A 20,325-nucleotide genomic window follows, 5' to 3' on the forward strand; every position below is an offset into this window, starting at 1 on the left:
CACTCGGATCAAGGCTGGCACTACCAACACAAAAAGTGGGTAAAAACCTTAAAGAAACATCGAATCTTTCAAAGTATGTCCAGAAAAGCAACCTGCGCAGATAATGCCATGATGGAGAATTTTTTCGGGATTCTCAAACAGGAGATGTATCACGGAGAAGACCTGGTTTCGTATGAAGAACTGAAACGAAAACTGGAGAGCTACATGGAGTACTATAATCATGAACGTGTAAAAGCAAAATTGGACGGATTGAGCCCCATCCAATATCGGAATCAAACCATCCAATCAGCTTCATAAGAAAACTCTAACTTTTAGGGGTCACTACCTTGCCGTGGGGCTTGCCTTCAGCTATTTGCAATGCCTGCCGGCATTACAAAGGATCTTCAGACTTCGCTTGAATCCCGCTGTCCCCGCCGAGCGCTATGCAGAAAAGTTATTTTCGAAGAAAAAATGTTCGTATTTATGTGGTTTCGTATAAAAGCCTTTGTCTTCTTTAACTATGCTGCAGGCGCAGAAGAGTCGACTCCTGGAGGATTTGAACGATTCGAAGATCCACTGCCGACGGCAGGTTAGCTGAGAGAGTTCCCTCCGGAAAGCGACTCTTCGGAGACAAAAGCATAAAATCGTATACTTATACAGAAAAATCACTTTTTCAACAGCCTGGAAAAAAACCTGTCCAACTTTTTGGACAGGTTTTTTTTATGTTTTTTTATTCGTCAGCGGGATTTTCCTTCAGAGATAAATATTATACGAGATTCTCCGGATTCAATCCTTTTAAATCTTCCACTACAAAGCGGCCGTTTTCCCGGATCACTTCGCCGTCAAAAGAAATGGTTCCGCCGCCGTATTCAGGGCGCTGAATATTTACTATATCCCAGTGAATAGCAGAATCGTTCCCATTATAGGCGTTGTCATAAGCCTGGCCTGGAGTAAAGTGAAAACTGCCGTCAATTTTTTCATCAAATAGAATATCCTGCATTGGATTCTTAATAAAAGGATTTACACCGATAGCGAACTCTCCGATATACCGTGCCCCGTCATCTGTATCCAGGATTTCATTGATTTTCTTGTTATCATTTGAGGAAGCCGCAATAATTTTTCCATTTTTAAAGGTAAATTGTATCTTTTCAAAGGTTGTTCCCTGGTAGGGAGAAGCTGTATTATAGGTAATGGTACCATTAACAGAGTCACGCACAGGAGCTGTATACACTTCCCCATCAGGAATATTTAATCTGCCGGCACATTTTATAGCTGGAATATCTTTTATGGAAAAAGTAAGATCTGTATTTTCTCCCTGAATGTGGACAGTTTCGGTTCTGTTCATTCGATCTACAAGTGCATCCATTGCTTTGTCCATGTTCGCGTAATCCAGGTTACATACATCAAAATAAAAATCTTCAAAAGCTTCTGTGCTCATATTTGCCAGCTGTGCCATGGACGGAGTCGGATACCGCAGCACCACCCACTTGGTATCAGGGACGCGGATTTTTCGATGTACTTCGGTTCCTACTGTCTTTTGATGCAGACTCATTTTGTCAGAAGGAACATCAGAAAGTTCACTGATATTGTCACCGGCGCGCAGGCCGATATAGGCATCCATTTCTTTCATCACATCTGCTTCAAACTTTGCCGTCAGCTGCTGCTGAGATTCAGTAGCACCCTGAAGTAACGAACGGTTTACATCGTGCTCTTTAAGGGAAACAAAAGGTATACCGCCTACATCATATGCTTCTTCAACAAGGCTTTTTACGAGTTCTTTCTGCAGGCCGAAATTTTCTATCAGTATTTTTTCACCTGGCTGCAGATCGGTTGAGTAGCGTATTAAATTACGAGCTAAAGTACGGATACGGGGGTCTCTCATACACAAAACACTCCTTCGAAAAAATATGTAAGTTATCCGCTCCCAATTTTACCTGTACTAAAATAGAATTGCCAGTAATGAGTAGGAGGAAGCAGGATTTTGACAATTCATCCAGAATCCTGTTCAATAAAGAAAGAGTTTCTATGATAATCAATGATCTTAAAAGGAGGAATAGAAAATGGAATGGCTATTATACGTAAGTGCAGCAATTGTAGCAGTAGCATTTGCTCTGCTGGTAGTTTTTATTATTACAACTTTAAAAGCACTGAAGCAGACAATGGAAAGTGTATCGAAAACGGTGGAAGATCTTCAGGGGCAGGTAGACGGCATTACCAAGGAGTCCAATTCGTTATTACATAAAACGAATGCACTTGCTGACGATCTGCAGCGGAAATCTGATTCTTTAAATTCAGTATTTTCAGCAGCGCAGGATCTGGGTTTAACGTTTCAGACATTAAACCATTCTGTGAAGAGAGTATCAGACTCTGTATCACAGCAGGCGGATGAACGTTCTGAGCAGGTGGCAAAAGCAGTCCAGTGGGGAAATGCAGCGTTGACACTATGGACAAAATATAAAGTCAGAAAAGATACGAAAACTGCACAAACTGGCTATAGACAAGCTAAATAAAGGAGGAATATACGATGAGTGAAGAAAGCGTTATGAATACAAAAGACTTTTTTATTGGGGCCCTCATCGGTGGTCTGGTTGGAGCTTCCACTGCTTTTCTGGTGACGCCGAAATCAGGCAGGGAAATTCGAGAAGGTATTAATGAACAAGCAAGAGAGAGTACTACGAGCCTGGTGGATAAAATGAAAGATTTGTCACGTTCCATGCGTAAGGACATGAAAGAGTTAACGGATTCAGCGGATTATCTGATCGAAGATTTCGACGATCTGTCTGAAGATATTGCAGCTTCCGTAAGACAGGAAGTAGAAGATCTGCAGCGCTCTGTGGAACAATTAATCCGGGAAGTAGAGGAACGTGAGAAAGCAAAGAAAAATGGAGAGGGCAGAGTCTGATGAAAAAAGTTGAAACAGTAGATGCGCTGAAGCAGGTTTACCAAAAAGAAAGTTATGTGCTGCTGAAGCATAGTATTACTTGTCCTATCAGTGCAGAGGCCTACAGTGAAACAGAAGCTTTTTCAAAAGACTCAGATATTCCAGTATATTATCTGAATGTGCAGGAATTAAGAGAAGGTGCAAATGACGCAGCAGATCATTTTGGAATAAAGCATGAATCACCGCAGGCATTTCTCGTGCACAATCAACAGCTTATATGGAATGACTCTCATTGGAGAGTGACGAAAAAAAATTTACAGGAGCAGGTTTCTCAACTCTCGTAAAAATTATTCGTTTCAATAAAAATAGTGAATAAAAAAGAAGCTGCTCCCACGAGGGACAGCTTCTTTTTCTTTTAATGCCAGGTAAGTGTCAGCTCATCCCCATGGCGTATTTCTGATGAAAAATCTGCAGGTTTGTTATTGATAAGAGTAACAAGCTTTTTATTACTTTCTTTCGGCTGTTCAATAGTTACCTTCGTAAAAACATCCTGATAAATAAATGGAGCTGAATGCTTTTTCACTGCTTCCAGCCGGCTGCCGGTGCTTAATTTATTCTCCAGACTGATCTGTTGGTCCTGAATAAAACAATCATACTTCTCCTTCAATAAATAAACCGGCTCCCCATTAAAAGTTACTTTTATTTCATGAATTGCATCTTGGTCATACATCAGCAGAAAATCTTTTGCAGATGGGCTGACTTTAGATTTTGGATGTATAGTAAGTGCATCTTTTGGGTTTACAGCATCAGTTAACGTCGCTGCAAGTGTATTCTTTTGTATGGATACAGAGGCAGTCTCTATAGCAAGCGGTTTATTATTGATAAATACCTTCACTGAATGATGCTCTAAGGGATACTGCAGAAGTTCTAAAGCTTCCTGAATTGTTTTTGGAAAGTCCACACTAACAATATCGTGATCTTGCAAGGAGTATTCCAGGGAAGCTTCTACCTTATTTACATAGATAGCAGCCGGTATTTCTCTAAGTTTATTATTTATATACACTGGCATCCTGCTGGATTCTTCCAATATGTCTTGCAAGGCTGCTTTTCCTTCTCTGCCATTTTCCCCCTTCGTCACAGTAAGAGCGTCCTTATGAGAAATAGGTGTATCAAGGGAGGCAGGGGCTCCATTTAACTGGATTAGGGGAGATGTTCCCATAGTGCCGGGAATAGAAATGTAAGACCCGTTCAGCTTTATCATTTTGGCAGGACCTGGTTTTCCATAGAGATCAGCTATCTCCATACCGCTTGCAAGTAAAGCATCTGCAATAGTAAGCTGTTTTGCATCAAAGAGTCTGGTTAACTGCTGGTTCACTTCTACACTTACATACTCTATCGGGCTTTCTCTGGCTGTAACAGCGATACCTACAGGTGTTACTAATTCAGGAGTCATTGCAATATGGTCTGCAAAAGAAACGGACTTAATTGCGTCCAGCCCTCTGATAGCTACTCTATTTTCCGGGAGCTCCAGCTTTTGTGCGATTTTCGCAGGAAGCAGGGGAGTCAGCGAGCCGCCTCCTACCAGCATCACTGCTTTAGGAAGGCGTCCATTCAGCCGGAGGATCTCAAGCGTTATTTCTTCCGCAAGTGATTCAATCTGCTGCTCCACAGCATTAATGATGTCTTCTGCTGAAATAATGGATTCCATCCCGAGAATATCTGTCACAGCAATTTCGCTTTCGTTATGAAGCTTCTTCTTAACTTCTTCAGCTTCAGGGAAATCAAGCAGGAAATGATCGCTCAATGCTTCCGTAATTTCGTCACCTGCACTCGGCACCATGCCGTAGGCTGTTACGGTGCCTTCCTCAGTAAGTGCAATGTCAGAAGTACCTGCCCCAATATCTACAAGCGCTACATTTAATCTGCGCATGGAAGAGGGAATAAGGATGTTGATGGCGGCAATTGGTTCGAGAGTCAGCGCTTCAAGCTCCAGTCCGCTTCTCTGGAGCGCCGTCAGTAAAGATTCCACTACTACTTTCGGCAGGAAGGTGGCGATCACTTCTACAGATGCAGTTTCGCCCTGCTGGTCAATGAGACTCCCAATCGGTTCTCCATCTAACTCATAATGCATCACAGAGTAGCCGACACAATAATCTTTTACTTTTCTTTTTTCAGTGACTCTCTCTTTAGCAAGTTCGTGCTGCGCTTTTTGCACTGCTGTTAATTCAAGGTGAAGAAGTGCGCTTCGATCAACAATCGTGTTATCACTAATTGGAATTTCAATTTTCGCTTTTTTTGTCTGCAGGGATCTTCCGGCTGCTGCTACGCAAACGCTGCTGAGCTCCCCGTATTTTTCTTCGAGTGTTTCTTTTACGGCGCAGATGGTTTTTGCAACTTCCTGAACGTTATGTATCTGTCCATCCAGCATTGAGCGTTCACTGTGCTCAATACTCAGCACATCTGCTACATGATAGGAATTCCCGCTTTCTTTCAGAAGCAGACCTACTACGGAACGAGTTCCAATATCCAGACCAAATATATATTTTTGCGTTGTCATTAACGGCCCACCTTATCAAAATAATCTAATACAAGCATGTGAAATTTATAAAAATAATATAATATTTTATTATACACGATTTAAAAACCCTTGTCAGACAAGGGTCAGAAGTAAATTTTATCGCTTTAATGCTTAAAAGCGTTTAATTATTAAAGAAAAAGGGCTGACAGGAGCAGCATTATCATATATAATGGTCATTAAATCGATTGCTAGCGAGGGCTGGACAGAATAAGAGAGGAGTTTTTTATAATGAGTAACGAACAATTAGAAGAGTTGAGAGCACAATTAGATGAGGTGAACGACCAGCTTTTTGATTTAATTACAAAGCGGGCAGAGTTAGCACAGGAAGTTGGAAGAGTAAAAGCAGCACAGGGGATTAATCGCTTTGATCCGGTCAGAGAGCGAAAAATGCTGAATGATTTAGCTGCGAAAAATCAGGGACCATTTCAAACTTCTACGGTGCAGCATATATTTAAAGAAATTTTCAAAGCAAGCCTGGAACTTCAGGAAGACGATCACAGTAAACTAATGCTTGTTTCCCGTAAGAAGAAGCAGGAAGATACAATTGTAGATGTTAAGGGTGAGAAAATAGGAGACGGTGAACAGCGGATTATTGCAGGTCCTTGCTCAGTAGAAAGTGAAGAGCAGGTTGATCAGGTAGCAGAAGTATTAAAGAAACAGGGTATTAAGCTTATGCGTGGAGGTGCGTTCAAGCCACGGACTTCTCCTTACGACTTCCAGGGGCTGGGAGAAGAAGGCTTAAGAATTCTAAAAAAAGCATCTGAAAAACACGGACTTGCTGTTATAAGTGAAATTGTAACACCACATGATATTGAAAAAGCAGTAGAATACCTTGATGTTATTCAAATTGGTGCGCGTAATATGCAGAACTTCGAATTGCTTAAAGCAGCAGGCAGAGTAAATAAACCAATTCTGTTAAAACGCGGACTTTCCGCAACGCTTGCTGAATTTATCAATGCAGCTGAATACATTGCTTCACAAGGAAACGATAATATCATTCTATGTGAGCGTGGAATCCGTACCTACGAAACAGCGACACGAAACACGCTTGATATTTCTGCAGTACCGATTCTTAAACAGGAAACACATCTCCCGGTACTGGTGGATGTTACTCATTCTACGGGCAGACGTGACCTGCTTCTTCCGGCGGCGAAAGCAGCACTCGCAATTGGAGCAGATGGGGTAATGACGGAAGTACACCCGGATCCGGCGGTAGCTTTATCAGATTCTGCGCAGCAGATGGACTTCCCGCAGTTTGATGAGTTTCTTACAAAACTTACTGAATCCGGTCTTTATAAAAAAGGCCAGGTTACAGCAAAGTAATACACTGAAGCAGACAAAATAAAGCAGGAAGAAAGGGACAGCCTGGAACTCAGGCGTCCCTTTCTTTATGGAAATGCTGCCGATAATCATTTCCTTACAGATGACATTAATTCCTTATGTTAACTGCACGCCGCAGGAAGAACAAAAAATTTCAATAATGTCTGCAAATCAATAAAACAGCAGCAGAAGATATTTAATTAATATACATGGTTCATTAGGCACAATAAACATGATGTGCAGTAGGACTTTTCTGGAATTTTAAAAAGAATTTTCATTATTTCCTTTAGGACTAAAGGTGTGCAGACGATATAATTAATAGTTTGCGTGCCTCCTGAAAGTGTCGTATGATTAATGTATATTATGAAAAAATGAAAGTAATAATTTGGATATATACGTTAAGGAGGAGCAATAGAATGAATGTAACAATTTACGATGTAGCAAGAGAAGCAGGAGTGTCAATGGCAACTGTATCAAGAGTTGTAAATGGCAACCCAAATGTGAAACCGACAACAAGAAAGCGTGTGATGGAAGCAATTGACCGGCTTGGTTACCGGCCGAATGCAGTAGCCAGAGGACTTGCCAGCAAACGTACTACTACAGTAGGAGTGATAATTCCTGATATTTCCAGCATCTTCTTTTCTGAACTGGCGAGAGGGATTGAGGATATAGCTACAATGTATAAATATAATATTATTCTCAGTAATTCAGACCAGAATAAAGATAAAGAAATTCATCTTATAAATACCATGCTGGAGAAGCAGGTCGATGGTATTGTATTTATGGGTGGAGAAATTACAAAAGACCATGAAGAAACGTTTAAGAAGTCACCAGTGCCTGTAGTATTGTCGGCTACCATTGATGAAAAGAAAGAGTTCCCTTCAGTGAACATTGACTACATCCAGGCTGCATACGATGCAGTAAGTGCTCTTATCAAACAAGGACATAAGCGGGTAGCAATGCTTTCAGGTACACTTGAAGATCCTATTAACGGGTATCAAAAATATTCAGGATATAAAAAAGCACTTCAGGAAGCAGACATAGAGCTGGATGACAGCCTGATTGTCATTGGTGATTACACTTACCAATCAGGACTTGAAGCAATGAATCAGCTGCTTGAAATGAAGGAGAAGCCTTCTGCAGTTTTTGCTTCTACCGATGAAATGGCACTGGGGTTAATTCACGGTGCGCAGGATGCAGGCTACAAAATTCCTGAAGATTTTGAAATTATCGGCTTTGATAATACAAGACTGGCTACTATGGTGCGGCCGACGTTAACTACCGTAGTACAGCCCATGTACGATATTGGCGCTGTATCCATGCGTCTGCTGACAAAATTAATGAACAAAGAAGAAGTGACAGAAAATGCTGTCGTTTTACCTCACCGCATTGAATACCGCCAGTCAACTTCTTTTAGTGAAGAGGATTAATTAATGCAGAGGTGAAATGAAGACAGCCTGGGGAGAGTACTATGAAAAAAACAGATTTATTAACACCGATAGGGATTTTTATCGGTATGACAGCTATGTTTCTCGCGATCTTTTCCAACTCGGCAGGTACTGGTAACCTGACTGACTTTCTTCAAATTGCCTCTATATTAATTGTTCTTGGCGGAATGTCCGCTGCAATAATGATTAACTTTTCACTTGCTGATTTAAAGCTGCTTCCTAAAGTGATGAAGGAAACATTTCAGACAAGGGAACATAATCTGCAGGGACTGATTGACACATTTGTAGATTTATCAACAAAAGCTAGACGGGAAGGCCTGCTGGCGTTGGAAGCAGCGCTCGATGAGGTGGATGACCCTTTTATTGAAAAAGGTGTACTCCTTGCTGTAGACGGTATTGAGCCAGATATCATAAAAGACATTATGATGGCAGAGGTCGTGGCCATGGAAGAGCGCCATAGAAAAGGAAGAGTAATATTGGAAAAAGCTGCAGAATATGCTCCGGCATGGGGAATGATAGGGACGCTTGTAGGACTTGTTCTTATGCTGCAGAATCTAAATGATCCTTCAACGCTTGGTCCTAATATGGCAGTAGCTCTTCTTACAACTTTGTATGGAACATTACTTGCAAACCTTGTTTTCAGTCCTATGTCACACAAATTAATGCTGAGCACGGAAGACGAAGTTTTTGTGAAACAAATTATTATTGAAGGAGTTATCGGAGTACAGTCCGGACAGAATCCTAAAGTGCTGCAGGAAAAACTAAGTGCTTTTCTTCCGAATCATTCTAAGAAAGAAGAAGAAGAAATAGTGCAGGAGCCTGTTACAAATGAATAGGCGCAGACAGAATGATACGGATAAAGGGGCTCCGAAATGGATGGTTACTTTTTCCGACATGATGACGCTGATCCTTGTATTTTTTATACTGCTGTTCTCGATGTCGGTCGTGGATGCGAATAAATTCAGAGCAATAGCTGACTCTTTTCAGGACCGGGCAGTATTTGATTCGTTTCCTTCGATCATTCCTTTTGAAAATCCTTCAGATGAGCGTGAAGTGCTCGATATTGATGATTCACCGAATGAAGAAACGGAGACGTACGACAGCTTGGAAGACATGGAAGAAGAAGAAGTGAATCGGCAGCTTGATGATCTTTTGGAAGATGTAAATGAATATCTGGAAGAAAATGAATTTACAGAAGAAATAACAGCTTCCCGGGACGACCGTGGAGTAGTTCTCGTATTGCAGGAACAAGCACTTTTCGAATCGGCGAGCGCTGACTTGATCAATGAAGCGCAGCCATTTTTAGATAAAGTCGGAGAATTATTAAATACGATTCCAAATATGGTAAAGGTAGAAGGACATACAGACAGCCGTCCGATCAGTACGCCTCAGTTTCCCTCCAACTGGGAACTTTCAGGTGCAAGAGCGAGCAGCGTCATTCGTTATTTATCCTCTACTGAGGATTTAGAGCCACAGCGCTTTATGGCTGCTGGATATGGAGATACGAGACCCATTGCGCCAAACACTACAGAAGAAAATTTGCAGCAGAACCGCCGGGTAGTGATAGTTATCTCTGATCCTTCCTATGAAATAGATGACTTGTATTAGTTTCATTCATAGACAGAAGCTGTCCTTTTTATAATGAGGGACAGCTTTTTTAAAGGAGTGGATAGAAATGAAAATTGGTATAATCGGGGCAATGGAAGAGGAGATTGCCCACTTTACACATTTATTTACTATAGAGGAAAAGTTTACTCTTGGTAAAAATAAATATGGAGAAGGAAAATATGGCTTCTGTGAGGTGGTTTTAACAAAAGCCGGCGTGGGAAAAATTAATGCTGCTGCAGCTGCACAAAAAATGATTGATGTTTTTCACGTTGATCTTATTTTATTTACTGGGGTTGCAGGAGCTGCAAATCCAGGCTATGAAATTGGTGATGTTGTCATCAGTACAGTGTGTCAGCAGCATGATATAGATGCAAGTCCTTTAGGCTTTCCAAGAGGTACAATTCCTATGTTTGAAGGACCGTCTGAATTTGCAGCGGATCCAGCCTGGAAATCTATTTTAAAGGAAGCAGCAGAAGAAGCAGGAGATGTGAATGTACATGAGGGGAAAGTCGTGAGCGGGGATCAATTTGTGGCAGATAAAAAGGCCGTACAATATATCCGTGATACATTCGACGCGGATTGTGTTGAAATGGAAGGAGCAGCAGTAGCACAAATTGCATGGATGCACGACGTGCCCTATGTAGTTTTACGGACAATTTCTGATAAAGCCAATGGAGAAGCACCGCAAATGTTCCAGCAGTGGCTTTATGAAGCAGCGGAACGGTCTGCAGATATTGTAACGCGTGCCATTCAAAAGTTTATGCAGGATGAAAAAAAGGATCAATAAAATATTCATGGGGTTCCACTCATTTCTGAAGGAAATATATCATTAGCATCTGGAAAGGCCTGAACTAATAAAAGTTCAGGCCTTTCCGCGGCTTATTTTTTACTTAACAGCTTCAACGACTGTTTTACAGTTCTTGCATTTTTTTGGTTAATTTCTTCTCTGCGGGGGATTTGAGGATAGAGCCCTTTTGGATCATTCCATTCCGGCGGCAGCTTTACCGGCGCTTCTTCCTGCCAGCGGTTCAGCCATTCTGCCGGAAGCGGCTCTTCTCTAAGGTGAGTCTGACCGCTCATTTCAAGCCAGATACTGGCCCAGGCTCGGGGAACAACCCGCCAAATATCATACCCGCCTCCTCCAACTGCGATCCATTTCCCATTACAATATTCGTGCGCGAGTTCATGTGCGAGCTTAGGGACGTTATGAAAGAAGTCCAAGGTGCCGCATAGATGGGTCAGTGGATCATAATAGTGTGAATCAGCACCATTCTGCGTTAATATAACGTCCGGCCGGAAATCTTCAATTACTGCACGGAGTACTCTTTCATAAGCCTCGAGCATTGTATCATCCTCAGAAAAAGCTTCAAAGGGAACATTGTAGGTGCTGCCATATCCTTTTCCGTGGCCGCGCTCAGACACATGACCTGTTCCAGGAAACAAAAATCTTCCGCTTTCGTGAAAAGACACTGTGCATACATCAGGATCATCATAAAAAGCCCACTGCACTCCATCTCCGTGATGGGCATCGGTATCCACATATAGTACACGTGCTCCGTATTTTCGCCGAATGTATTCTATTGCGATAGAACTGTCATTATATATGCAGAATCCTGATGCTTTTCCGCGAAAACCATGATGAAGACCGCCGCCTAAGTTAAGAGCATGCTTATACCCTTTATCGAAAACAAGATCGGCTGCTTGTAATGTTCCTCCAACAAGCCAGGAAGCTGCATCGTGCATCATGGGAAAAACAGGAGTATCATCTGTTCCGATACCGTATTTAGTACGGAACGAAGATTTTTGCTGTCCGTCCGTCGCACTGATTACGGCAGAAACAAAATCTTCATCATGAACAAGCAGCAGTTCATCGACTGATGCCATGCGTGCAGGGTGAATATCAGCTTCTTTCAAAGCACCGCATTTGAAGAGAAGATCGTTCGTCATACTTAAGCGACGTTGGTTAAAAGGATGTTCTTCATTAAATTTGTAATCCAGTTGTTCTTTTGAAAATATAAAAGCTGCTTCCTGTTTCATGATTCCATCTCCGGTTCTTCCGGCCAAACAATATCATATCTCTTTACTTTCAAAGCCTGTACGAAGATATGAGGATTGATAGTTTGCAGCCTCATTACAATTCTCATTCTTTCTTCCTCAGCAGGTATTGCAAAAATACTTTGAATATTCTGTTTGGTTTCTTTTGCCACCATCATTAAATCTGCCAGCTGGCCACTCTCATCAGGAACCTCAACTTCTACGCGGGAAGAAGGGCGATCGGCACCGGTAAGCTTTACAAGAGTCGTCAGCAGGTCGGTGTCGGTCAGCATACCGATTACTTTTTCATGCCAGTCTACTACAGGCAGGCAGTGAATTCTGTTCTCCAGCATCATATAAGCTGCTTCTTCAACAAAATCACCTGGGAATGCTGTATGTACAGAAGTAATCATTATGTCTTTCATTGAATTCATTTCTGTTTTTTGTAAATCCCGGTCAGAAACAATTCCTTCCAGTTCTTTCGTTTCCGGGTGAAGGACTGGAAGATGACGAACGCTTTTCTCTTTCATTATCTGTCTCGCTTCTGTCAAACTGGTGGCAGGAGAGACTGAGATTATATTTTTCTGCATTACTTCTTCTACGCGCATAGGGAATACACCTCCAAGAAAAATTAAATCATATATCTGTTTTGAAAACGCACCCGGTCGAACTCGTGTACAGAGTCGGTGGAAACACGGCTGCCTACTCTGGCCATTAAACAATTGGCAGGGTGGGAGGTAATTTCAGGGTCATCTGTGGCATACCAGATTAATCCACCGGATTTCATAACTTTTTCCATGATGTCGCGGTATTCCCAAATAGAAAGACCGGTACCGCGAAGATCCCAGTGCCAGTAATATTCAGTTGTAATAATAATATAATCTTCCACTGCATCATCCATCATAGAAACTTTAAGGATCTGCTTCGCCAGTGAATGACCGCGGTATTTCAGCGAAACCTCAATTGCACCGAGCTCTATCAGGTTTTCCAGCTGATACTGCGACCATCTTTCCATCTCATCCGGATATAAATAAACTGCGTATCCAACAATCTTATTGCCGTCCATTGCAGCAATAATCCGGTTTTCTTCCAACTTTGATACATCGATAAGTGCTTTTTTCTGCTGTTCAGGCTTGCGAAAGGCTTTTAATCCATCGTCAAACTCTGCCTGTTCAATCATTTCAGTTGTAAGGGGCCCGGAAATTACAAATTTCCGGTTGTCTTTACCAGTATGTTCAATCGAATGGAACGTTTTCCGGTGCTTCAAAGCCATCCCCACTTTCCACATTGATATTCTTAATATATCATAATTCTTTCTTGCCTCCTATGCTTCAATGAAAACGGTTTAAAAAGAACTGTTCCTGGAGAAGTACCGCAGCAGCTATGAAGAAAAACTTTATCGCAGTTAGACTCTATGTTTTCTGCTTCGAAGGATAAGGGTGTAGACGCCTGCGGAAAAAATAGCGGGATCATCACAGATTCGTTCGGGTCTTTGAACGAATCTCCAGCAGGAAAGAAGGCAGCCGCGGACCTGCCATCCAGGTATGACGGTTTTTGGCTTACTTGGCTGGTGTGTACGGCCCCCTGCAACCTTAAAAGAGGGGACAGCGGAAGGATTTTTCCACCATGAAGTATGAAAATTAATACTGCTGTGTAACGAAGAAGAGGGCGCACCAGCGCAGTTTGAGAATTTATGTTGAAGGATGTTCTTTCCGTCAAAATTAGTGGAGAACAAGTCCTTGGGTAAGGCGCTCCGAAAGTGAAGCAGTATGATTACTTCTTTTTAGCAAAACTTTTATTTTCAAGGTAGCCAATAAAAAAAGAACCAGCCACTTTGGCCAGTTCTCTGTACATCGTTCAATTTTCGTTTGAATTCCCGGTGTTGTTATTTGAACCATCAGTGTTATTGCTGCTATTATTTCCAGAATCAGCTGTTTCATTGGGTTCGGTAGAGTTTGCTTCTAAATTCTCTGAGGAATTCTCCTCCTGATTGTTGTTCTCGTCATTGGATTCACCCGCACTATTGTTTTCGCCGGTGTCCGCTTCGTTTTCATTATTTTGTTCGTTTTCCGCATTATTTTCGTTCTCGGGGCTGCTATTATTTCCGGCATTGCTGCTTTCAGTGCTGCTGTTCCCGGAGTTATTATTTCCACTACTGGAATTATTGCTGCCGCCGCTGGAATTACTGCTCCCAGAATTATTACTGTTTCCTGAATTCCCACTGCTACTGGAATTATTACTGCTTCCTGCGTTACTGCTGTTACCAGTATTGTCATGTTGATTATCGGCATTATTATCACTTGCTGCAGCAGAACCTCCGGAGTCATCGTCTCCGAAGGTATTATAAGCTGCTATTTCACTATCTTCATCTTCTGTGCTGCCGGTATCAGCATTATTTCCTAAATCAGCTGAGTTATTTTCATTGCTGTCGTTATCTCCGTTGTCTTCGTCATCATCATCATCATCGTTTCCGGAAGTAGTGCCGATAGAAACTTCATTACTGCTGCCTGATTCTCTGCCGGCTACATCTACTGCCGTAATGTAATAAGTTCCACCGCTTCCCGCATACTCATAATCTTCATCCCAGCGCACGCTGTCTACTTCTGAACCAGAACTGGAATAAACCCTGTAGCCTACTACATCACCATCAGAACTCTCATTCCAGGTAATCGTATCAGAACTTGTTGAAATGGAGGGACTCGAAGGAGTCTGGCCGTTGTCAGGAGCTTCTTCATCCGCTGAAACAAGATTTTCCCAATCTTCAGGGAGGTATTCAGAAATATCTTCATCCCCAAGATCGAAATACTCATCACTTACACTTGCTCCCGTTTTTGTAAACTCAGACGGTGTACTGTCCAGTGCAAGATAATGTTCTCCATTTACACGTACATAACGAACTTCTTCCAGGCTGTCATCTACTTCTGTAGGAGCAAAATCCGCATTGAAAAGGTCCGTCGTGACAAAACCGGCATCACGGCATAGATCAGATGGGAGTTTTCCTGAGATTCCACATATCGTTTCTTCTACAATACCGGAGGGACGTTCGAAATCTTCTTCCGGAGCCATCAGATCAGGTTCTGCTTCATAGGCTGCGTTTGCTAATTCAGCCCATAACATCTGTGTTCTCGGTCCGTATCGAATTCCGTTAAGTTCCTCGACTACTCTAAATTCATTCGTATCATAGCCTATCCAGATTCCCTGTGTCACATTTGGGTTTAATCCCACAAACCATGAATCGCTTATTTCCTGTGTAGTACCGGTTTTACCTGCAAGGTCTGTTTCAAAGTCCAGGTAGCCTGGTAAACTCGGTGCTGTACCAATTCCAGATTCCATTACATCACGCATTACGTCAATCATTAAATAGCTTGTCTGAGGAGACAAGATCTCTGTTTCTGCTTCAGAATCCTGTTCAAAAACCATTTCGCCATCTGCCGTTTCTATTTTCTGAATCATGTAAGGCTCTTTTCTGGTACCGCCGTTACCAAATGCAGAATAAGCACTTGTATTTGCTTCAACTGTAACATCGAAAGTTCCTAATGGGCTGCTTTCATGTGGAAGGTTTTCTCCATTAAAAAATGGCTCAAAACCGAAATCTATCATTTTATCCTGCACATACTCATGGTCAAGGCGGTTTAATTCACGAACAGCCGGAACGTTTCTTGAACGTGAGAGTGCTTCTCTTGCTGTAATAAGTCCGGAGTGCTCTCCATCGAAGTTAGTTACTTCCTGGTCCTCTCCTTCTGCATTGGGCGTATCATAGTAGTAAGGAGTATCCGGAGTAATAAATCCGGGCTGCAGCACTCCTTCTTCAAAGCCAAGTGCATAAGTAAGAAGAGGTTTCATTGTAGAGCCGGATTGACGTCCGCCGGACATGGCACGGTTGTATTCACTCTGCTCAAAATCTCTTCCGCCTACAAAACTGAGGATAGCGCCGGTCTTGTTATCAAGGAGTACTGAACCTACTTCCTCCGGATAATCCACTTCGATAGTTTCGCCTTCTTCATTTTCATCAGTAGCAGTCCGGGTAGGGCCGAAATGTTCAAACTCCTGTACTGCTTCCTGCTGCCCGTCATAAATATCTTTATTAATGGTAGTATGGATGCGGTACCCATCCCGCTGCAGACTTTCCTGCGCAGCTTCAGAATACCGGTTGATCATCAGCTGGCGGTATTCTTCATCTTCAATTTCAGAGAGATCAATGCCATCCTGTTCAAGAAGGTGCTCCAAAATAATGGTTTCAGCACGGTCACGAACGCTGTTTACGATAAGCGGATAATCTTCATAACTGGAAGGGGTAGGCTCTGTAAATGCTTCTCTGATATCATAATCGAGTGCTTCCTGCTTCTCTTCTTCCGTTATATATTCACTGCGCGCCATTCTGTCCAGCACGGTATTCATTCGGTTCATCGCTGCATCGATAGACTCTTTCTGTTCTCCTCCAGATAAGAAGGGAGTGTAGGCAAAAGGACTCTGTGGAAGCCCAGCAATAAAGGCTGCCTGGGGAATATTCAGCTCTGCAGCCGAAACTCCAAATATGCCCTGCGCTGCTGCTTCTGCGCCTGCGATCTGGCGCCCGGATGCATTTCTGCCAAATGGCACAATGTTTAAGTAAGCTTCTAAAATTTCATCTTTCTCCATAAACTGCTCTAACCGCATAGCAAGAAGAATTTCACTGGCTTTGCGATCATGTGTTACTTCATTTGTCAGCACCTGATTTTTAACAAGCTGCTGTGTTAATGTACTTCCGCCGGTTTGGGTTGCTGCATTTGAAAAATCCTGAAATACAGCACGGAACAAGGCTTTTGGTACAATTCCTTCATGCTCATAAAAGTATTCGTCTTCCGTCGCTATCACCGCATTTATTAAATGGTCGGAAACATCTTCCAAAGCGACTTCCCTGCGCTCCAGAGTAGTGGGTAAGGCACCCAAATACTCCTCGTCAGCAAAATAAACTTCTGTGGTTTCTTCATAATTATAAATTTCCGTTTCAAGTTCATCCACCTGGCGTACAGTTTCGTCCTGTACAAGAGAAGCAAAATATCCTGCACCTGCTCCTCCGGCAAAGGCGAGTCCTACGAGTCCTATAATAAAAAATATAAGTAATAAATTCCAAAATACTGCTGTTGTTACACGGACTCCTTTGACCACTGTAAGTGTCCCTTTACTTTGGAAAAGGTTTTTCCATGAAGACCGGTCTTCACTCACCGCAAAACCCCCTCTAATAAAATATCATTCACCATTATACCATAGCTTGTATTAGGAGATATAGGATTCAGGACTTAATTATCTCCTGCGCTTCTTGACATCTTTTCAAGTTTCGTGATAAAAATGAAAAGGATTAATAAACTAAAAGCGATGAAGAGAATGAGTAGCAAAATGGATCCCTGTTGCAGAGAGCTGATGGTAGGTGAGAATCAGTATAAATTCATTTGTGAATTACGATCTCGGAGTATTTCTGCAGAAATGCAGAACGTGAGGCGTGCGTTAAACGTTAGAGTGAAGAAGGAATCCTTCTTAACATGGGTGGTACCGCGGTAATTATCGTCCCTTGTCTAAATGACAGGGGACGTTTTTTGTGCGAAATTTCATTTTTTACCACTAGAAAGGTAATTTATAAATATTAAAGGAGATGGAACAAATGACATTATTGGAAGATCTGCAGTTTAGAGGATTAACCAACCAGGTGACAGATGAACAAGGATTAGCTGAATTATTGAAAGAGGAATCTGTAAAGCTGTACTGCGGGTTTGATCCTACTGGTGACAGCCTGCATATTGGTCATCTTATTACCATTATTACACTGCGTCGTTTTCAGCTTGCCGGACATAAGCCGTATCCTTTAGTCGGCGGTGCCACAGGACTGATTGGGGATCCAAGTGGGAAAAGCGCAGAACGTACGCTGAATGAACAAAATGTCGTAGAGCATTTCAGTGATAAAATAAAGGCACAATTAGAGAGGTTTCTTGATTTTGAAGGAGAGCATGGAGCTACGTTAGTGAACAACTACGACTGGATTGGCCAGATGACAGTTATTGATTTTCTGCGTGATACAGGAAAGCATTTCGGAGTGAATTACATGCTGGCAAAAGAATCCGTTGAATCCAGAATTCAAAGTGGAATATCTTTTACCGAGTTCAGTTACCAGATACTGCAGTCCTTGGATTTTTACTACCTTCACAAAAATCATGGAGTGAAGCTGCAGATAGGCGGAAGTGACCAGTGGGGAAATATTACAGCTGGATTAGAATTGATCCGCCGGATGTATGGAACTGAAGAAGGATCCCGTGAACCAGCTTTCGGATTTACAATCCCGCTTGTAACAAAAGCTGATGGGCAGAAGTTTGGTAAAACAGAAGGTGGAGCTATCTGGCTGGATCCTGAAAAAACTTCCCCATACGAATTTTATCAATTTTTATTGAATACAGATGATACAGACGTAGTGAAATTTCTGAAGTTTTTTACTTTCCTTTCTCAGGAAGATATCAACCAGCTGGAAACAGAAGTTGCAGAACGGCCTCATGAAAGAGCAGCCCAGCGGAGGCTGGCGGAAGAATTGACAGCATTTGTACATGGAGATACAGCATTGCAGCAGGCAGTAAATATAACAAATGCACTTTTTGGAAAAGGAGATTTAAAAGAACTCAGTGCAGAAGAAGTTCTCCAGGGATTTAAGGATGTACCTTCCTTTCATGTGGAGGCAGAAGAGATAGAATTAATTGATCTCCTCCTGGATAGTGGAATTGCTCCATCAAAGCGCCAGGCAAGAGAAGATATTAAAAATGGAGCAATTTATATTAATGGAGAACGATGTCAGGATCTTGACAAAGCCGTAGGGAAGAACGAGAAGCTTGATAACGCGTTTACGATTCTTCGCCGGGGCAAAAAGAAATTCTTTCTTATTAAGTGGTAAAAAAAGGAATACTAAATAATGAAGACATTCTTATATACGATACATCAGAAACAAAATACTTTTCTCCACAGCCTCCGGCATGAGACAGCGGGATTGAAGCGCAGTCTTCCGCTGGAGAGCGGAGGAGAACAGTGATAAATACAAGAAACATCTTACTTTATAAACAATCTGAAAAAACCCCGCAGAGAAAATTTCTCTGCGGGGTTTTACTATACATATTAACGAGAATACCACTCAACGATAAGCTGTTCGTTGATTTCAGCTGGAAGCTCAGAACGTTCTGGGTAGCGAGTGAATGTACCTTCGAACTTTTCAGCATCAAATTCAACGTAAGATGGTGTGAAGTCATTAACTTCTACTGCTTCTTTTACTACGTCAAGGTTCAAAGATTTTTCGCGAAGAGAAATCTTCTGCCCTGGAGTAACGCGGTAAGAAGGAATGTCCACGCGCTTGCCATCTACAGTGATGTGACCGTGGTTTACAAGCTGACGGGAAGCACGGCGTGTGCGTGCAAGACCGAGACGGTAAACGAGGTTATCAAGACGTGATTCCAGGATAATCATGAAGTTTTCACCATGAATGCCATCCTGCTTGCCGGCAATTTCAAACATTTTGTAGAACTGACGCTCGTTCATGCCGTACATGTAACGGAGCTTCTGCTTTTCCTGAAGCTGAAGACCATATTCCGTAGTCTTTCTTCTTGAGTTGGGACCGTGCTGACCTGGTCCGTAAGGGCGCTTCTGTAATTCTTTACCTGTACCGCTTAGAGAAATTCCAAGACGACGGGAAAGTTTCCAGCTTGGTCCTGTGTATCGAGCCATAATTGACTCCTCCTTCATATTTAAAAGTATTAGTGAAATAAACAGGTCGTAATCCCGATCTCGCAGACATTTCATTTTAGGTATCTTCGCCTCGACAGCTAGAGGTTACACAATACCCCTCGAACACATGCGGGAATGAAATGAACTGTAAGCTGTTTACGCAGGCTGTCTTATTTGCACAACGTATAGTGTATCTTTTTAAAGAAGGTATGTCAAGAGAGCATTTCGACATTCAGCGAAAGCTCTTTTTTTTCATTAGCTGCCTTGAAAATAAAAGTTCCGCTAAAAAGAAGTAATACTGCTGCTTCACTTTCTGAGAGGCTTACCCAAGGGCTTGTTCTCGACTTATTTCTCTCCCAGGGCACGGCTTTCATCGATCCACAGACAGCAGAACAGAGACCGCCATGCTGTCATAAAAAACCAGGATCGATTCCGCTCGTGCTTCAGTTTTATAAAGAGAGTAACGAAGCGGAAGCCGGCGGAAGCTTGAGAGTGTTGTTCCGCTCGCCCAATACGTCCGGCTGAGATAGGTCACTCAGCCTCTGGAAGAACGAGCTGACAATCCCTTTTGAAGAGTGTATCTTCACAGACTAAAGCCCGGAAGCATAAAGCTATGCTGGTAAAAATTTTAAACAGTATATTCTTTTCGTTTTTGCACCTGCCTGAGGAGATTTTCCAAGGGAAGATGGAAAAATTTCTTCTATTAAAAAAGAATCCTTTCCAAAAAGTATTTCTTTTATGAGAAA

The 20,325-nt window shown here is 42.2% G+C and carries 17 protein-coding genes and 1 other annotated feature; of the genes, 10 read left to right on the top strand and 7 right to left on the bottom strand.

Annotated elements, in window-relative coordinates; all coding sequences use genetic code 11:
- Positions 1–297, top strand: a 297-nt coding sequence (locus tag BLP92_RS04660; RefSeq protein WP_139148916.1) for an IS3 family transposase, incomplete at its 5' end; no start/stop codon positions are given.
- A 448-nt stretch (positions 298–745) separates the two neighbouring features.
- On the opposite strand, the gene BLP92_RS04670 is transcribed toward BLP92_RS04660, so the two are convergent.
- Entirely contained in the window at positions 746–1,861 is a 1,116-nt protein-coding gene (locus tag BLP92_RS04670; RefSeq protein ID WP_090841112.1) for an aminopeptidase, read from the bottom strand.
- 178 nt (positions 1,862–2,039) lie between these two features.
- On the opposite strand from BLP92_RS04670, the gene BLP92_RS04675 reads away from it, so the two are divergent.
- Genes BLP92_RS04675 through ytxJ form a run of 3 tightly spaced genes read left to right on the top strand, consistent with a single transcriptional unit; the run spans position 2,040 to position 3,204 of the window.
- Entirely contained in the window at positions 2,040–2,489 is a 450-nt protein-coding gene (locus BLP92_RS04675; RefSeq protein WP_090841114.1) for a DUF948 domain-containing protein, read from the top strand.
- A gap of 14 nt (positions 2,490–2,503) precedes the next feature.
- Positions 2,504–2,881 (top strand): YtxH domain-containing protein, encoded by a 378-nt coding sequence (locus tag BLP92_RS04680; protein ID WP_090841116.1) that lies wholly within the window; start codon positions 2,504–2,506, stop codon positions 2,879–2,881.
- Complete coding sequence (ytxJ, locus tag BLP92_RS04685; RefSeq protein WP_090841118.1) at positions 2,881–3,204, top strand: bacillithiol system redox-active protein YtxJ; 324 nt, start codon at positions 2,881–2,883, stop codon at positions 3,202–3,204. Before BLP92_RS04680 ends, ytxJ begins: the two co-directional genes overlap by 1 nt.
- A 71-nt stretch (positions 3,205–3,275) precedes the next feature.
- Here the strand turns inward: ytxJ and BLP92_RS04690 are convergent, their stop codons facing one another.
- Positions 3,276–5,417 carry a cell division protein FtsA gene (locus BLP92_RS04690; protein ID WP_090841119.1) on the bottom strand — a complete coding sequence of 714 codons (2,142 nt, stop codon included), beginning with the start codon at positions 5,415–5,417 and terminating at the stop codon, positions 3,276–3,278.
- Positions 5,418–5,666: 249 nt separating this feature from the next.
- On the opposite strand from BLP92_RS04690, the gene BLP92_RS04695 reads away from it, so the two are divergent.
- The 5 genes from BLP92_RS04695 (at position 5,667) to BLP92_RS04715 (ending at position 10,601) form a co-directional block, all read left to right on the top strand.
- A complete protein-coding gene (locus BLP92_RS04695) occupies positions 5,667–6,761 on the top strand; it encodes a bifunctional 3-deoxy-7-phosphoheptulonate synthase/chorismate mutase (RefSeq protein ID WP_090841121.1) in 1,095 nt (364 codons plus the stop codon).
- Positions 6,762–7,174: 413 nt separating this feature from the next.
- A complete protein-coding gene (gene ccpA / locus BLP92_RS04700; RefSeq protein WP_090841123.1) occupies positions 7,175–8,188 on the top strand; it encodes a catabolite control protein A in 1,014 nt (337 codons plus the stop codon).
- 41 nt (positions 8,189–8,229) lie between these two features.
- The gene (gene motP, locus BLP92_RS04705) at positions 8,230–9,042 is read left to right on the top strand and encodes a flagellar motor protein MotP (protein ID WP_090841125.1); all 813 of its coding nucleotides are present in this window, start codon (positions 8,230–8,232) and stop codon (positions 9,040–9,042) included.
- Positions 9,035–9,814 (top strand): flagellar motor protein MotS, encoded by a 780-nt coding sequence (gene motS / locus BLP92_RS04710; protein ID WP_090841127.1) that lies wholly within the window; start codon positions 9,035–9,037, stop codon positions 9,812–9,814. Before motP ends, motS begins: the two co-directional genes overlap by 8 nt.
- Before the next feature lie 67 nt (positions 9,815–9,881).
- Complete coding sequence (locus BLP92_RS04715) at positions 9,882–10,601, top strand: 5'-methylthioadenosine/adenosylhomocysteine nucleosidase (RefSeq protein ID WP_090841129.1); 720 nt, start codon at positions 9,882–9,884, stop codon at positions 10,599–10,601.
- Between the two features lie 92 nt (positions 10,602–10,693).
- On the opposite strand, the gene BLP92_RS04720 is transcribed toward BLP92_RS04715, so the two are convergent.
- From BLP92_RS04720 to BLP92_RS04735, 4 genes are all read right to left on the bottom strand, one after another.
- Positions 10,694–11,851, bottom strand: a complete 1,158-nt coding sequence (locus BLP92_RS04720; protein ID WP_090841131.1) for an acetoin utilization protein AcuC — start codon at positions 11,849–11,851, stop codon at positions 10,694–10,696.
- Complete coding sequence (locus BLP92_RS04725) at positions 11,848–12,456, bottom strand: CBS and ACT domain-containing protein (protein ID WP_090841133.1); 609 nt, start codon at positions 12,454–12,456, stop codon at positions 11,848–11,850. Before BLP92_RS04725 ends, BLP92_RS04720 begins: the two co-directional genes overlap by 4 nt.
- A gap of 23 nt (positions 12,457–12,479) precedes the next feature.
- A complete protein-coding gene (locus BLP92_RS04730; RefSeq protein WP_090841794.1) occupies positions 12,480–13,115 on the bottom strand; it encodes a GNAT family N-acetyltransferase in 636 nt (211 codons plus the stop codon).
- 590 nt (positions 13,116–13,705) lie between these two features.
- On the bottom strand, positions 13,706–17,053 hold the full coding sequence (locus BLP92_RS04735) for a transglycosylase domain-containing protein (protein WP_090841135.1): 3,348 nt from the start codon (positions 17,051–17,053) through the stop codon (positions 13,706–13,708).
- A gap of 141 nt (positions 17,054–17,194) precedes the next feature.
- Positions 17,195–17,400 (top strand) — a binding site (T-box leader).
- An 86-nt stretch (positions 17,401–17,486) separates the two neighbouring features.
- Here BLP92_RS04735 and tyrS point away from each other — a divergent pair.
- Positions 17,487–18,758, top strand: a complete 1,272-nt coding sequence (gene tyrS / locus BLP92_RS04740) for a tyrosine--tRNA ligase (RefSeq protein ID WP_090841137.1) — start codon at positions 17,487–17,489, stop codon at positions 18,756–18,758.
- 218 nt (positions 18,759–18,976) lie between these two features.
- Here tyrS and rpsD read toward each other — a convergent pair whose 3' ends face one another.
- Positions 18,977–19,579: a 30S ribosomal protein S4 gene (gene rpsD, locus BLP92_RS04745; protein ID WP_090841139.1), complete on the bottom strand. Its 603-nt coding sequence runs from the start codon at positions 19,577–19,579 to the stop codon at positions 18,977–18,979.
- Positions 19,580–20,325: the final 746 nt, after the last annotated feature.

The organism is Alkalicoccus daliensis (assembly GCF_900103955.1).
GTDB lineage: Bacteria > Bacillota > Bacilli > Bacillales > Salisediminibacteriaceae > Alkalicoccus > Alkalicoccus daliensis.

Coding starts and splice junctions, on each gene's coding strand:
- ccpA (WP_090841123.1), top strand. CDS start 7,175: ATGAATGTAACAATTTACGATGTAGCAAGAGAAGCAGGAGTGTCAATG.
- BLP92_RS04725 (WP_090841133.1), bottom strand. CDS start 12,456: ATGCGCGTAGAAGAAGTAATGCAGAAAAATATAATCTCAGTCTCTCCT.
- motS (WP_090841127.1), top strand. CDS start 9,035: ATGAATAGGCGCAGACAGAATGATACGGATAAAGGGGCTCCGAAATGG.
- tyrS (WP_090841137.1), top strand. CDS start 17,487: ATGACATTATTGGAAGATCTGCAGTTTAGAGGATTAACCAACCAGGTG.
- motP (WP_090841125.1), top strand. CDS start 8,230: ATGAAAAAAACAGATTTATTAACACCGATAGGGATTTTTATCGGTATG.
- BLP92_RS04690 (WP_090841119.1), bottom strand. CDS start 5,417: ATGACAACGCAAAAATATATATTTGGTCTGGATATTGGAACTCGTTCC.
- ytxJ (WP_090841118.1), top strand. CDS start 2,881: ATGAAAAAAGTTGAAACAGTAGATGCGCTGAAGCAGGTTTACCAAAAA.
- BLP92_RS04675 (WP_090841114.1), top strand. CDS start 2,040: ATGGAATGGCTATTATACGTAAGTGCAGCAATTGTAGCAGTAGCATTT.
- BLP92_RS04670 (WP_090841112.1), bottom strand. CDS start 1,861: ATGAGAGACCCCCGTATCCGTACTTTAGCTCGTAATTTAATACGCTAC.
- BLP92_RS04720 (WP_090841131.1), bottom strand. CDS start 11,851: ATGAAACAGGAAGCAGCTTTTATATTTTCAAAAGAACAACTGGATTAC.
- rpsD (WP_090841139.1), bottom strand. CDS start 19,579: ATGGCTCGATACACAGGACCAAGCTGGAAACTTTCCCGTCGTCTTGGA.
- BLP92_RS04680 (WP_090841116.1), top strand. CDS start 2,504: ATGAGTGAAGAAAGCGTTATGAATACAAAAGACTTTTTTATTGGGGCC.
- BLP92_RS04695 (WP_090841121.1), top strand. CDS start 5,667: ATGAGTAACGAACAATTAGAAGAGTTGAGAGCACAATTAGATGAGGTG.
- BLP92_RS04715 (WP_090841129.1), top strand. CDS start 9,882: ATGAAAATTGGTATAATCGGGGCAATGGAAGAGGAGATTGCCCACTTT.